11 protein-coding genes, 1 other RNA gene and 1 riboswitch are annotated in these 14,889 nt (G+C 40.5%); of the genes, 7 read left to right on the top strand and 5 right to left on the bottom strand.

Annotated features, from left to right (window positions below; genetic code table 11):
* The first annotated feature begins 45 nt into the window (after positions 1-45).
* The 6 genes from ligA to NLF99_RS11550 all read left to right on the top strand — a co-directional run bounded on the left by ligA (position 46) and on the right by NLF99_RS11550 (position 7,671).
* A complete protein-coding gene (gene ligA, locus NLF99_RS11575) occupies positions 46-2,064 on the top strand; it encodes an NAD-dependent DNA ligase LigA (protein WP_254528343.1) in 2,019 nt (672 codons plus the stop codon).
* A gap of 32 nt (positions 2,065-2,096) precedes the next feature.
* Positions 2,097-2,975: a 4-hydroxy-tetrahydrodipicolinate synthase gene (gene dapA, locus NLF99_RS11570; RefSeq protein ID WP_185211469.1), complete on the top strand. Its 879-nt coding sequence runs from the start codon at positions 2,097-2,099 to the stop codon at positions 2,973-2,975.
* A gap of 90 nt (positions 2,976-3,065) precedes the next feature.
* Positions 3,066-3,497, top strand: a complete 432-nt coding sequence (locus NLF99_RS11565) for a hypothetical protein (RefSeq protein WP_185211468.1) — start codon at positions 3,066-3,068, stop codon at positions 3,495-3,497.
* Between the two features lie 223 nt (positions 3,498-3,720).
* Positions 3,721-3,834: riboswitch (SAM riboswitch) on the top strand.
* A gap of 242 nt (positions 3,835-4,076) precedes the next feature.
* Positions 4,077-5,384 (top strand): O-acetylhomoserine aminocarboxypropyltransferase/cysteine synthase family protein, encoded by a 1,308-nt coding sequence (locus NLF99_RS11560; RefSeq protein WP_185211467.1) that lies wholly within the window; start codon positions 4,077-4,079, stop codon positions 5,382-5,384.
* 44 nt (positions 5,385-5,428) lie between these two features.
* Entirely contained in the window at positions 5,429-6,490 is a 1,062-nt protein-coding gene (gene metX, locus NLF99_RS11555) for a homoserine O-acetyltransferase (protein ID WP_254528342.1), read from the top strand.
* Positions 6,490-7,671, top strand: a complete 1,182-nt coding sequence (locus tag NLF99_RS11550; protein WP_185211465.1) for a homoserine dehydrogenase — start codon at positions 6,490-6,492, stop codon at positions 7,669-7,671. Before metX ends, NLF99_RS11550 begins: the two co-directional genes overlap by 1 nt.
* A gap of 595 nt (positions 7,672-8,266) precedes the next feature.
* Here the strand turns inward: NLF99_RS11550 and NLF99_RS11545 are convergent.
* Both NLF99_RS11545 and rnpB read right to left on the bottom strand, forming a co-directional pair.
* Positions 8,267-9,646, bottom strand: coding sequence for a sigma-54 dependent transcriptional regulator (locus tag NLF99_RS11545; protein WP_254528341.1), 1,380 nt, complete (start codon positions 9,644-9,646; stop codon positions 8,267-8,269).
* Positions 9,647-9,696: 50 nt separating this feature from the next.
* An RNA gene (gene rnpB / locus NLF99_RS11540) (RNase P RNA component class A) lies at positions 9,697-10,064 on the bottom strand.
* A 199-nt stretch (positions 10,065-10,263) separates the two neighbouring features.
* Between rnpB and NLF99_RS11535 the strand changes: the two genes are divergently transcribed.
* On the top strand, positions 10,264-10,683 hold the full coding sequence (locus NLF99_RS11535; protein ID WP_254528339.1) for a hypothetical protein: 420 nt from the start codon (positions 10,264-10,266) through the stop codon (positions 10,681-10,683).
* A gap of 96 nt (positions 10,684-10,779) precedes the next feature.
* Here the strand turns inward: NLF99_RS11535 and NLF99_RS11530 are convergent, their stop codons facing one another.
* From NLF99_RS11530 to argS, 3 genes are read right to left on the bottom strand one after another with little or no spacing between them, the layout of a single operon-like run.
* Positions 10,780-11,976, bottom strand: coding sequence for an aminoacetone oxidase family FAD-binding enzyme (locus NLF99_RS11530; RefSeq protein ID WP_254528655.1), 1,197 nt, complete (start codon positions 11,974-11,976; stop codon positions 10,780-10,782).
* Entirely contained in the window at positions 11,976-13,049 is a 1,074-nt protein-coding gene (locus NLF99_RS11525; protein ID WP_254528337.1) for a Gfo/Idh/MocA family oxidoreductase, read from the bottom strand. The genes NLF99_RS11530 and NLF99_RS11525 overlap by 1 nt, the downstream gene beginning before the upstream one ends.
* 2 nt (positions 13,050-13,051) lie before the next feature.
* Positions 13,052-14,833, bottom strand: a complete 1,782-nt coding sequence (gene argS / locus NLF99_RS11520) for an arginine--tRNA ligase (protein WP_185213638.1) — start codon at positions 14,831-14,833, stop codon at positions 13,052-13,054.
* Between the last annotated feature and the right edge of the window lie 56 nt (positions 14,834-14,889).

Here is a 14,889-nt window from a genome sequence, read left to right as displayed (position 1 = left end):
TTTTAAATTATTTTACCCTTAATATATTTTGTATTTTCGTGGTCTATGTCAATTGATATTCAAGCGAAGATAACAGAACTTACACGTGAGCTGAACGAATATAATTATCAATATTATGTTTTAGCGCAACCCTCCATTTCCGATTACGATTTTGACCATAAATTAAAGGAACTGGAAGCGTTGGAACTCCAATATCCTGAATTCAGAGACCCTAACTCCCCTACCCTAAAAGTTGGCGGAGATATCACACAAAGATTCCAAACGGTTCGTCATAAATGGCCAATGATGTCATTGGGCAATACCTATAACGAACAGGAGTTAAAAGACTTTGACAACAGGGTCAGGAAGGTAGTTGGTGATCAGGTTCAATACGTTGCTGAATTGAAATTTGATGGTCTTTCCATTTCTATTTCATTTGAAAATGGAAAATTGGTCCAGGCTGTCACCCGCGGGGATGGAACCCAAGGTGATGATGTGACCAACAATGTGAAGACCATCCGCAGCATACCGCATCAACTGAGGAAAGGCGACTATCCTGAAAGCTTCGATATCCGTGGGGAGATCTTTATGCATAAATCGGCCTTTTTGAGGTTGAACAAAGAAAGGGAAGAAAATGGAGAGCAGACCTATGCCAATCCAAGGAATTTTGCTTCTGGGACCATCAAGTTACAGGACTCCTCGGAGGTTGCAAAAAGACCATTGGACTGTTTCCTTTATTTTCTGTACTGTGATAACAGAAACAAATTATTCCACGACCACTGGCATAGCATTGAGGAAGTGAAATCATGGGGATTTCCAGTTTGCGAACATAGTAGACTGTGCAATTCCATCGAGGAAGTACTGGAATTTATCCATCATTGGGATGAGGCCAGACACCAACTTTCCTATGAGATCGACGGAATCGTGATCAAAGTAAATGACTTTGCACAACAGGAAGAATTGGGCTTTACGGCAAAATCTCCGCGTTGGGCAATTTCCTATAAATTTAAAGCGGAGCGGGTTGAAACGATCTTGAACAGCATCAGCTATCAAGTTGGGCGTACAGGGGCGGTGACTCCCGTAGCGAACCTGAAACCAGTCCTGTTGGCTGGAACAACAGTAAAGCGGGCTTCACTGCACAATGCCAATGAAATCGAGCGACTGGGCTTGCACGAGCATGATACGGTCTTTGTAGAAAAGGGCGGCGAGATCATTCCAAAGATTATTTCAGCAAACGTTGAAAAGCGTCGCGACGGAGCTAAACCATTTGAATACCCTACTCAATGTCCAGAATGTGGCACAACCTTGATCAGGGAAGAAGGCGAAGCAGTTCATTATTGCCCGAATGAGGATGGCTGTAAACCGCAGATTGTAGGAAAGCTGCAACATTTCATCGGCAGAAAGATGATGGATATACAAGGCTTAGGCGATGAAACCATCGAAACGTTCTTCAAGCTAGGATTGATCCGAAAAATTTCGGACATCTATACCCTAAAAGATAGGGAGCCTGAACTGGTCGGCATAGAAAGATTCGGGCAAAAGTCCATAGACAATATGCTGAAAGGTATCGAGCAATCGAAGAATAAGCCCTTTGAGAAAGTATTATTTGGTTTGGGCATCCGACATATCGGTGAGACCGTAGCCAAGAAATTGGCGCAGCATTTCAAAAACATCGATGCGATCCGTGCTGCTACCGTAGATGAAATTCTTTCTGTTCAGGATATAGGCTTGCGCATAGCCGAAAGCATCAATGCCTATCTGGTTAATCCAGAGCATTGGGAAGAGATCGAAAAACTAAAGGCCATGGGTTTACAGTTTGAGATTGAAGAAAAGGAAGTGTTATTAGCTAGCGATAGTCTCTTGGGCAAAACCTTTTTGATATCGGGCGTATTTGCGGACCATTCCCGGGAAGAATTGACAGAACTGATTGAGTCGCATGGCGGAAAGATGTTGAGCAGTATTTCTTCAAAACTGAACTATCTGGTGGCAGGAGACAAAATGGGACCATCGAAATTAGCGAAGGCAGAAAAACTTCAGGTTCCGATGATCTCGGATGTTCAGCTCCTGGCGATGATCAATAAATAAGAATAAAATAAATAAATAAATATACATAAACGATGAACGAGCTTCAAGGTGCGGGAGTGGCATTAGTCACTCCATTTCACGCAGACGGCACAGTAGATTACGAAAGCCTCGGCAATCTGATAGATTTTCAGATTGAAGGTGGCATTGATTATTTGGTTTCATTGGGTACCACTGGAGAAACAGCTACCCTAACCCAAGATGAACGAAAGAAGCTGTGGCAATTTACTTCGAAGCACGTTAATAAGCGTATTCCATTGGTAGCTGGAATTGGTGGAAACAACAGCTATGAAATCGTGGAGCAGATCAAGAACTTTGAGATCCTTGACTATGCTGCGATCCTTTCGGTTTCTCCATACTATAACAAACCAACACAAGAAGGCATCTATCAGCATTACAAAGCAATCGCGGAGGCATCTAAACTTCCTATTATCCTTTATAATGTACCAGGAAGGACGGGCAGCAATATAAGTCCAGCGACTACCGTTCGTTTGGCCAAGGATTTCAAAAATATTGTAGCGACCAAGGAAGCATCGGGGAATTTTGCACAGTTCAGTGAGATCCTTCGAGATAAACCAAAGGACTTTCTCCTGATTTCTGGGGATGACCCCGTTACATTGCCTATGATGGCGATGGGTGCGGCCGGAATCATTTCGGTTGTCGGCAATGCCTACCCTACCAAAGTTTCAGCCTTGGCACATCTATGTCGCGAAGGAAACTATGTGGAAGCAAGGGCCATTCACTTGGAATTATTGAAGATCATTGACCTTTGTTTTATTGAGGGAAATCCTGCTGGTGTCAAATATATCCTAGAAAAGAAAGGGATTGGCAAAGACCATGTTAGGCTTCCATTGGTTCCGGTAAGTGACAAGACCAAGGAAGCAATCGATGCAGAGATGCAGCTACTAGGTTAAAAAAAATATAAGGTTGGCAATGGAAATTCGCCAACCTTTTTTATTTTTAGGTATTCTTTTTGTTACCAAATAGAAACTGAATCAAAAAAAATGGAAACAACTAACCCACAACCTAGCACTAAAGGTTCAAAGTTCAAGAAATTCATCAGCTGGTTTTTACTTATTCTATTTCTGGCTTTTGCTGGATTTGTTTATTTCAAATATTATTTTGTATTTGGAGAAGGCGTTAAATCTGGCGTTTTGAATTATGCGGTAAAAAAGGGAAATTTATTCAAGACCTACGAAGGAAAGCTGATCCAAGAGGGAATCCGTTCGCAAAAGACCGGGACCGGTCTTTCGAGCAATGAATTTGAATTCTCCATTGAAAACGACTCAGTTTTCCATATCTTGGAACTAAATAGCGGGAAAGCCTTTGACCTTCATTATAAGGAATATCATGGCGTATTACCATGGCGTGGGAATACACGCTACGTGGTAGACAAAATCATTCAAATGCGTGATGCGAAGACAACTACCTTTTAGTTGATCGGAAATATATATCAGAAAAATATTGGGGCTTCAACCGACGTTAGAGAAGGGACTAACAAAGGTTGAAGCCCTGGTCTTTATAGGGAAAAGTGGTAATGGGATCTGCCAAAGAATAAACTTTTCAGAAAAAGATTGCAAAATTAAATTTCGTGAACTATATTTGCGGAGTACTTCGATAGTGGTACGCTAATCATTACCTCTCTAAAAAGATGGTCTTGATTTATAAAGAAGTGGCGAGAGACTGGCTCAATGACCCACTGGCAACCTTCAATAAGGATTGAAAAGGTGCCAATTCCTGTCCGAGGCAATAAAGCCCAGGAGCATATAAATGAAATAGACTATGACTTCAAAATTTTCAAAATCGGAATTAGTGTATCTTGTTGGAAAACCAGCAACAGATCTCAACATTCAATTTATTTCCAGCTGTATTATTTGCATTACCCGAATGCGATAGTCGTCACTATGTTTGAGCACGAGGAAAAAGTGCAAAAATAATAGAGTACAGACGACCAATAGCATAGCAAGAAAGGAAATCATATATTCAATTTACTAACATCAATAATCAACATAAAAATGGCAGACAACAAAAATCTTAAATTTGAAACACTACAAGTGCACGCAGGTCAAGATGTAGACCCTACAACTGGATCCAGAGCATTACCTATATATCAGACTACCTCCTATGTTTTCGAAAATGCGGAACATGGCGCGAATTTATTTGCCCTTAAGCAATTTGGAAACATCTATACGCGGATCATGAATCCAACTACGGATGTTTTTGAAAAACGTATCGCGGCATTAGAAGGTGGTGTGGCAGCTGTAGCTGTGTCTTCTGGTCAGGCAGCACAATTCTTGGCCTTGACCAATATCCTCGAGGCAGGTGAAAACTTTGTTTCAGGATCAAATCTTTACGGAGGTACCTATAACCAGTTCAAGGTTTCTTTTAAGCGATTAGGCATTGAGGCAAGATTTGCTGAAGATTCGGATGCAGATAAAATTGAAGCCTTGATCGACGATAAAACTAAAGCGATCTATGTAGAAACGATTGGGAATCCGAGTTACAATATTCCTGATTTCGAGCGTATCGCATCGGTTGCCAAGAAACATGACCTACCATTGATCGTGGACAACACTTTTGGTGCTGGCGGTTATCTGTTCAAACCATTGGAGCATGGCGCCAATGTGGTTGTAGAATCGGCAACAAAATGGATCGGTGGTCACGGAACGAGTATTGGTGGTGTGATTATCGATGGCGGTAACTACAACTGGGGAAATGGTAAATTCAAACAATTCTCAGAGCCTTCTGAAGGTTACCATGGTTTAGTATTCTCGGATGTATTCGGTGAAGGCGGACCGTTTGGGAACATTCAATTTGCTATCCGCGCTCGCGTTGAAGGATTAAGAGATTTCGGCCCTGCCCTATCTCCATTCAATTCATGGCTTTTGGTACAAGGTCTGGAGACCTTGTCTCTTCGTGTTCAACGCCATGTTGACAATACCTTGGAAATCGCACAATGGTTGGAAGCACATCCACAAGTAGAGCAAGTAAGCTACCCAGGATTGAAAAACCACCCATACCATCAGAATGCACAAAAATATCTGAAAAACGGATATGGTGCGGTATTATCCTTTACCATCAAAGGTGGAGTTGATAAGGCGAATGAGTTCATTGACTCTTTGGAATTGATCAGCCATTTGGCGAACGTAGGAGATGCGAAATCCCTGATTATCCATCCTGCGGCAACGACACACCAACAATTGAGTGCAGAGGCGCAGAAAGCAGCTGGAGTTGCTCCAGGTCAATTGAGACTTTCGGTGGGTATCGAGCACATCGACGATATTAAAGCAGACTTAACACAAGCATTTGACAAAATCAAGTAAGTGGGGGCTTAACTGATTTTTTAGGAGGAAGATAATTAAAGAGAATGAGTGTAAAGACTTTCGGATATAGCCAAGACTTCGAATTAGAGAGTGGTAAAAAACTGGCAAACCTACAGATAGCCTACCATAGCTATGGAAAGCTAAATGAGGATAAATCCAATGTAATTTGGGTATGTCATGCATTGACTGCAAATTCAGATGTTTTTGACTGGTGGCCAGGATTATTTGGCGAAAATGAGTTATTCAACGATAAGGATTATTTCATTATCTGTGCCAATGTACTGGGCTCACATTATGGGACGACGAATCCCCTATCCATTGACCCTGACACCAACCTACCCTATTATTCGGACTTTCCTCAGTTCACGATCAGAGATATTGTTAAAGCACATGGACTATTAGCTGATCATCTAGGGATCCAAGAAATCAACACCTTGATTGGAGGATCTCTAGGCGGTCAACAAGCTTTGGAATGGACGGTATCCAAAACCATAAAGATCCATAATCTGATTGCTATCGGAACAAATGCGTTTTTCTCACCGTGGGGTATCGCATTCAATGAAAGCCAAAGGCTTGCGATCGAAGCAGATTCCAGCTTTAAAGAGCAAAGGAATGATGCTGGATTGAACGGATTAAAGGCGGCCCGCAGCATGGCATTATTGTCGTATAGGACATACAATGCCTATGGAACGACCCAAGTGGAATCGGACCATGACAAAACAGACGCTTACAAAGCATCCTCCTACCAAGCCTATCAAGGGGATAAATTAGTCAAGAGATTCAATGCATTTTCCTATTGGTATTTGACCAAAGCCATGGATAGCCATCATCTAGGCAGAGGACGTGGACAGGTGGAGCAAGTATTAAGCTCAATTGAGGGCGTCAATGCCCTGATCATAGGTATTCCTTCGGATGTGCTATTCCCTCCACAAGAACAGGAATTCATCGCGAAACATATTCCAAATGCGGAATACTATGAGCTGCATTCCTTTTTTGGACATGATGGCTTCTTGATTGAAACAAAAACCCTGACTCAAGTCATAGGCAACTTTCTTGAGAAACATAATACAAAAGCAGAAAATCACTTAAATTTAATTAAAGAATAATGAGTAAGAAACTTACCATCGGGATGTTTGGATTTGGTGTGGTGGGACAAGGTTTATACGATATCATAAAAACAAAGAACCTAAACTTAGAGATCAAGAAATTTGTTATCAAGAACGCGGATAAAAAAAGGACCTTGCCTGCGGAATTGTTTACCACAGATGCCAATGCTATTCTGGAAGACCCAGAGATCAATACCGTTGTTGAATTGATCGATGATGCCGAAGCTGCTTTTGAGATTACAAAAAGAGCATTGACAACAGGAAAGAATGTTGTTTCTGCCAATAAAAAAATGATCGCTACCCATCTAGAGGAATTGACCGAGATCCAAAATCAACATGGTACTTCCCTATTATATGAAGGAGCAGTCTGCGGTAGTATCCCTATCATCAGAAACCTAGAAGAATACTATGACAACGAGCTTTTACACTCTGTAAGCGGTATCTTCAATGGTTCTTCCAACTACATCCTTTCCAAGATCTTCAATGAAAACCAAAGCTATGATGAGGCATTGAAAAGAGCCCAGGAATTAGGATTTGCAGAAACTGATCCGACATTGGATGTTGGTGGATATGATCCCAAATACAAATTGGCCATTGTAGCATCTCATGCCTATGGCATTTACATCAACCCGGACGAAATCCTGAATTTAGGGATCGACACATTGGGCAATGCCGATATCAGATATGCCAGAGAGAAAAACTATAAAATTAAATTGATCCCTTTGGCCAAGGAGATAACAAATAACAAGGTCGTTCTTTATGTTCTCCCTAAATTTATCTCCAAAGGCAATATCTTGCAGAATGTAGAAAACGAATACAATGGGGTATTGGTTAAAGCTGCGTTTGCCGATGAGCAATTTTTCTATGGCAAAGGAGCCGGTGGCCACCCTACAGGTTCTGCAGTACTTTCAGATATTGCTGCATTAAGATATGATTACAAATACGAGTACAAAAAACATTTAGAGGCACAACAGGTGGAATATTCAACTGACTACGCTCTAAAAGTTTATTTCCGATATGAAGATGAGGATGTTTTGGAAAACATTGATTTTATCAGTATTTCTGAGCGGTTCTTTAGCGATGATCATAAATATGTGATTGGAACCATTAATCTTCAAGAAATTATCGCCAAGCGCGAAATTATCCATCAACAGGGTAATTTTTTAGCTGAAATCATTTAATTCCATTTTAAATTAAGATAGAAAGTGTTTTTCCTGAAAAGGATTAACACTTTTTTTGTTTTAGAACGATTTCTATTTAGGCCATAAAGAGGTTGAAATACAATCAGATACCCTTCTATTTCATTTGAAAATTTTTGTTTTTTGAAATAAAAAAACAACTAAATGGATGACAATTACGTTTTCAGGGTAACATTATCATTACAATAGCGGATTTTGGCATTTAATAGGTTAAATAATTGTTAATACATTTGCTTTGTCATGGTTTTTGCGTTATATTATTCGTATATTATTATATAAACTTAAAAAACAAATTGATCATGAGAAAGTGGAATGTGTTAGTACTACTAAATGCAGTATCTATTGGTTTGTTTGCACAGGACAACACCAACGCTAGCACGAGTGAGGGATCTGCATTACCGTATTTAATAATCGGAATTATAGTTTTGACCGTTGCTATATATATGTTATATAGTCGACAAAAACGGAAATTCAACGATTAACAACGTATTAAAATATACGTATAATAAAAAAAGGCCTGATTAGATCAGGCCTTTTTCGTTGTATTGTGTTTGTATAATATTTCAAGATATTAAGCTTAGTCTCTTTTCAGTCCGAATTTTTCGATCTTACTGTACAGGTGACTTCTTTGTATATCAAGGTCATCAGCTGTCTTGGAGACATTCCAATTGTTTCTTTCCAATTTGTATTTAATGAATTCGCATTCAGAGAAGTCTTTAAAGTCTTGGAAAGAGGTAAATTGCTCCATATCAAATCCATTGCTCGTATGGTTTCCGGCAAGGCTATTTGCAGTGATCGGACCGCCTGGGTTAGCAAATTTCAACACATCTTCTTCGGTGATTTTCTTATCACACAAGATGATCAAGCGTTCGATCATGTTCCTTAGCTCACGGATGTTACCGCTCCAAGGCAAAGATTGAAGGGTTTTCATGGCATCTGGTGTAAAAGCTTTGACAGGCATGCTATACTCTGCACACACTTCTTCGCAGAAGGCATTGGCTAAAGTTGGGATATCATCCTTACGTTCGGCCAAAGAAGGCACATGGATCAAGATAACACTAAGACGGTGGTACAAGTCCATACGGAAGTTGCCCTCTTCAATCTCTTTCAAAAGATCTTTGTTGGTTGCAGCAATCACACGCACGTTGACATCGATTTCTTTTTCGCCACCTACCCTAGTAATTTTGTTTTCCTGTAATGCCCTCAATACCTTTGCTTGAGCAGAAAGGCTCATATCACCGATCTCATCCAAGAAAAGGGTACCATTGTTAGCTTGTTCGAATTTTCCGATTCGCTGTTTTACCGCTGAGGTAAAGGATCCTTTTTCATGGCCGAACAATTCAGATTCGATCAATTCAGAAGGGATTGCGGCACAGTTAACTTCGACCAAGGTTGAGCTAGAGCGAGAGGATTTCTCGTGCAGCCAACGCGCGACCAATTCTTTTCCGGCACCATTGGCCCCTGTGATCAATACGCGGGCTTCTGTTGGGGCAACTTTGTCAATGGTATCTTTGATCAAATTGATACCCGAGGAGTCACCAAGGATTTCTTTAGTTTTGGAGATTTTACGTTTCAGGACTTTTGTTTCCTTGACCAAGGAGCCTTTTTCCAGGGCATTCCTTACGGTTATCAATAACCTGTTGAGGTCAAGAGGTTTTTCCAGGAAGTCGAAAGCACCTTTACGAGCAGCTTCAACAGCTGTTTCGATGGTACCATGACCTGAGATCATGATGAACGGGATGTCGGAAAATTCTTTAGCAGCGGTCAGTACTTCCATACCGTCCATTTTGTTCATCTTGATATCACATAATACCAAGTCGATTTTTTCTTTCTGCAAGATCTTCAGACCGTCCTCACCGTTGTCGACATCGAGGACTTTGTAGTCTTCATATTCCAAGATATCACGTAACGAGCTACGGATTGGGCGCTCATCATCTATAATTAAAATTGTTGTCATAACTTAACACACTTGTTTATAGGCAATAGAAAATGTACAATAATTAAAAAAAAGAAGCAAACCTTGTAAGCCGGGTTCTGTATTCTAAAATAAGAATTTCTATCATTTATCTAGGTCTGCATTCACACACAGACTCCATCAACCTACCCATTGCAAGTGCCCGAAGGCAGAAAACGAGCCGCTTCCTAATCTTGCAACCTATTTGGTCTTTCAACATACGAGGTTTACCGAGATGTATGTCGCCATACAAATCCGTGAGCTCTTACCTCACGTTTTCACCCTTACCCCGAGGGGCGGTATATTTTCTGTGGCACTTGCTGTCTGATAAAAAATCAGCCTTCCCGTTAGGAAGCGTATCGCCCTATGTTGCCCGGACTTTCCTCTCCATGTAACATGCAGCGATAGAACCAGTTTGCTTCAATGTGCAAAACTACGAAAAATTCAATGGAATAAGGCTAAACATACATTTTTGATAGAATTGAAAAATAATTAACAAGAAAAGTAAATATTTTTCACTTCGCCTGTAGCGAGCTAAATTTTATTGTCGTTATATGATAAAACATAAGTCGACAAGATGTTCTTTTTAATTATTTATTAAACATTATTTATAACTTAACATGAAAACTACTACATTTTTAAGGACATTATTAGCTGTTACAGCAATGGCAGGCGCATTGACAACTATTTCTTGCACGAAAAAGGAGGATCCAAAACCAACAAAGAAAAAGACCAAGCTAGTAAATGTGGTCTACAGAATTAACTCTCAGGAAAAAGATTTGAAGTTAAAATCTTTAGTGGTAACTGGATACAAAGGTCAAGATTCAACTATCGCAGTTAAAGACACAGACAAACTTCCAAGAGAAATCAGATTGAGAAGACCGGCTCCAGCTAAGAACGCTGCATTGAAAATCAAAACTACAGTAGACAAACCAGGAAAAGTGAACCTAGAAATTTTGGTTGACAACAAATCAGTAAAAAAAATAGAGGCTAACATTACTGACATTAAAAAAGAAGGTCTTTTAGAGCACAAGTTTTAATCATATAAACCCAAGAACAAGAAACTACTTTTTCCAAAATAATTACCAAGGCTGTACGTAAAAGTTACAGCCTTTTTTATTGTCAGCAAGTTTCTCTTAAATATCTTGTGCGATAGCAAAGCCAGCGGCCCATGCCCATTGGAAATTGTAACCACCTAACCAACCGGTGACATCCACTGCTTCCCCTCCAAAATAAAGCCCTTCCTGCTTTTTACTTTCCAAGGTTCTTGGGCTCAATTCATCAGTGGCTATCCCTCCTCGCATAACCTCAGCCTTATCATAACCCTTATCTCCGGCAGGTTTAACTTTAAACTTATGGATGCTCTCTGATACCAATTTGGCATCAGCCTTACTCAGGGAGGCTATTTTTAGCTGAATAGGCAGGAACTCCCCTAAGGCATCTACCATCTTTTTAGTAAAATGGTCGTTCAATAACTGCCCAATAGTCCTTTTTCCAGCATTGTTTCTTTCTTCCTTGATCAGGTTTTCCAAATTGAATTTCGGCAAAAGATCAATGGTAAACTGTTCTCCAGGTTTCCAATAGGAAGAAATCTGTAGGATTGCTGGACCGCTTAGTCCCCAATGGGTAAAGAGTATATTTTCTTCAAAGGAGATCTTATCGTTATAGACTCTGGAGAACACGGAATTTCCCGCAAGCGAGGCATACCAATTTGCATCTTTACCAGTAATCGTCAAAGGGACCAAAGCAGGTGCAGTCTCTACTATCCTATGGTCAAACTTACGCGCCAGCTTGATGGCAAAATCGGATGCCCCTAATTTGGCAACAGGTAAACCTCCGGTAGTTAAAACGACTTTAGGTGCAGATATTTTAGCTTTTTTACCGTTTTTCTCATAGCTGATTTCGAATCCGGTATCTGTTTTCTGCACATCAGTCACTAAGGTATCTAACCAGATATCCTGCCCTGTATCATACATCAACTTGGTAAATACCGCGACAATATCCTTGGCTTTATTCGAGACTGGAAATAATTGACCTAAGGTCTTTTCATGGCCTTCAATATTCCCAAATTGTTCGAAGAAGGTAATGGTATCTTCCACCGTCCATTGGGAAAACACAGCATTAAGGAATTTCGGATTTTCTGAAACGAAATTATCTGTTGAGGTATATAGGTTTGTAAAGTTACATCGACCACCACCAGAGATCAGGATCTTGGCACCAGGTTTTTCATTGCGTTCAATCAACAAAGTTCTTTTTCCCAGCAATCCTGCCTGTACTGCGCACATCAGTCCGCAGGCACCAGCTCCAATGATTATCGCGTCATAATCTTTCATTAGGAAATCAGCTCTCCTTCCAAAGAAATGGTTCTTTGTTCTGCCCAAGATTTTTCTGCTAGCTCCAATATGCGAATGACATCGCGCGCTTGCTCAGGTTTGATAAACAAATCTTCCTCACCTTTGATGGTAGCGACAATATTCTTATAGAAATCTTGTCCTGACCCATATTCGCTTTCAATTTTCTCTTCCACATCTTTTCCATTTTCCAGAATGGAAAGGGTACCCTGAAAAGCTGGATCTTCCATACCCCAGTCTTGGATATTTGCGGGAACCGCACCATCACGCAATAAAGCTTCCTGAGCATCTACGCCCCATTTCACAAAACAGCCGTTCATACCATAGACCGCATATCTGGCAGTAGGGATTTTAGCTAGCATCTGTCCTTTAAGGGACACCTTAATCCCTGGAAAAGACAGGATAAATTCGAAATCATCAATAGCCTTGGCCCCATCGCGCTGAACACGGAGGTCAGCGAAAATGGATTCTGGTTTTCCAAAGACCTGCAATGCTTGATCGATCAAATGAGCACCTAGGTCATAGTGTATTCCTGACCCCGGAAGGTTCTCCTCACGCCAAGCTCCAGCTCTCAAGAAGTTCCTGAAACGGTCGTAACGCGCTTCATAATTCACTACCCGACCCAATCTTCCAGATTCAATTACTTTTTTAACGGTTTTGAAGTCTGAATGATAACGTGCATTGTGATGTACGGAAAGTAGAAGTCCCTTTTCTTTTGCCAATGCAATCAATTCATCAGCTTCAGAACTATAATTAGTAAATGGTTTTTCAACGATCACATGCTTACCTGCTTCAAGAGCAGCTTTCGCTAAACTGTAATGCACATCATTGGATGTAGCGATCGCAATGATATCCACTTCAGGATCATTGATGATATCATCTGCCGACAATACTCCGATAGCATTGGGATAACGCTCGGCCAACATTTTCTGTTGTTCCGGTTTGCGTGCGGTGACTTTGTATAATTCTAGATCAGGGTTGCCATCAATAAATGGGGCATGAAAAACATGCCCCCCTATTGAAAATCCGATTAATCCGACTTTAAGATTTTTCATAGTTACATTCTTTCCGGTACTTGGATCCCTAGCATGTTCATGCTTTCCGCAATAATCCTTGCTGCCGAAGCAGACATTTGCAGACGGAAACCTTTGACATTTTCGTCTTCAGCTTTAAGGATCGTTTCCTCGTGATAAAATTTATTATAAAGTTTTGCTAGATCATAAGCATAGTTAGCCAATTGCGCAGGACTGAATTCTTGCGCAGAAGCTTCGATGATAGCAGGATAATTTGCCAATGCCTGGATCAAGTCGCGCTCATAAGTTGAAATGGATGCAGGTGTTTTCACATCGGCACCAGTATATTCCGCTTTGCGAAGCACTGATTTAATCCTTGCATGGGTATATTGTACAAATGGGCCGGTATGACCTTGGAAATCCACGGATTCATTTGGATCAAAAAGCAAGCGTTTTTTAGGGTCTACCTTTAACAAGAAATATTTAAGGGCCCCCATACCGATGGTTTGGTAAAGCGAAGTTTTTTCTTCTTCATTAAAGCCTTCGGTCTTACCTAATTCTTCTGTTCTTTCCTTGGCCGTTTCTATCATTTCAGCCATTAGATCATCGGCATCTACGACTGTTCCTTCTCTGGATTTCATCTTGCCGGAAGGAAGGTCCACCATCCCATAGGATAAATGGTAAAGGCCATTTGCCCATTCCTTGCCTAGTTTTTTCAAGATGGCGAACAACACCTTGAAATGGTAATCTTGCTCATTTCCTACAACATAGATGGATTCATCCATGTTGAATTCATCATATTTCAATTGCGCAGTACCTAAGTCCTGAGTGATATATACCGAAGTACCATCACCTCTAAGCACCAGCTTTTGGTCAAGGCCTTCATCGGTTAGATCGATCCAAACAGAGTTGTCTTCTTTTTTGAAGAAAACACCTTTTTCAAGACCTTCTTGTATGATGTCTTTACCTAAAAGGTAAGTTTCAGATTCATAATAGAATTTATCGAAATCTACACCCAGTTGTTTGTAGGTTTTATCAAATCCAGCATATACCCAGCCATTCATGGTTTTCCAAAGGTTGATGACCTCTGCATCGTTTGCCTCCCATTTTTGGAGCATCACTTGTGCTTCTTTCATCAATGGAGCATTCTTTTTAGCTTCATCTTCGGTTTGGCCATCTTGTTTCAGCTGGTCAATTTCCTTTTTGTATTCTTTATCGAATACCACATAATATTTACCCACTAAATGGTCGCCCTTTAAACCAGCGGATTCAGGTGTTTCACCGTTACCGAACTTTTGCCAAGCAAGCATTGATTTACAGATATGTATCCCTCGGTCATTGACTAAGTTGGCTTTTATCACCTCATAGCCGTAAGCTTTAAGGATTTCAGCCACGGAATAGCCCAATAAGTTGTTACGAATGTGACCTAGGTGCAAAGGTTTGTTGGTATTTGGGGAAGAATATTCCACCATCAGTTTTTTACCGTTTTGAGGGTATTTTCCGAATGAATCAGGGAGGATGGTTTTGTTCAACAGTTCTATCCAGTATTCATCAGAGAAACTGAGGTTCAAGAAACCTTTGATCACATTGAAGTCGCTGATCTCTTGAATGTTTTCTTTTAGATAAGTACCTATTTCATTTCCAGTAACTTCCGGAGATTTTTTAGAAAATCGGGTAACCGGAAATACAACTAAAGTGATTTGACCTTCAAACTCTTTTCTAGTCTCTTGTAATGCGAGTTGAGAAGCAGGGATTTCCGCTCCATACAATGCATTTACCGCTTCAACTGTCTTCTCAATAAGCAGCTCTTGGATTGATTTTGCCATGTAAATATTTCGTAATATTCGTAACTTTCTGATAATGAATTTAAAAAATAACACGT

This window comes from Sphingobacterium sp. LZ11T8, from assembly GCF_024261425.1.
In the GTDB taxonomy this organism is placed as follows: Bacteria; Bacteroidota; Bacteroidia; order Sphingobacteriales; family Sphingobacteriaceae; genus Sphingobacterium.
Note: the sequence above shows the minus strand (reverse complement) of the source record. Positions and strands in the feature narration are given on the sequence as shown.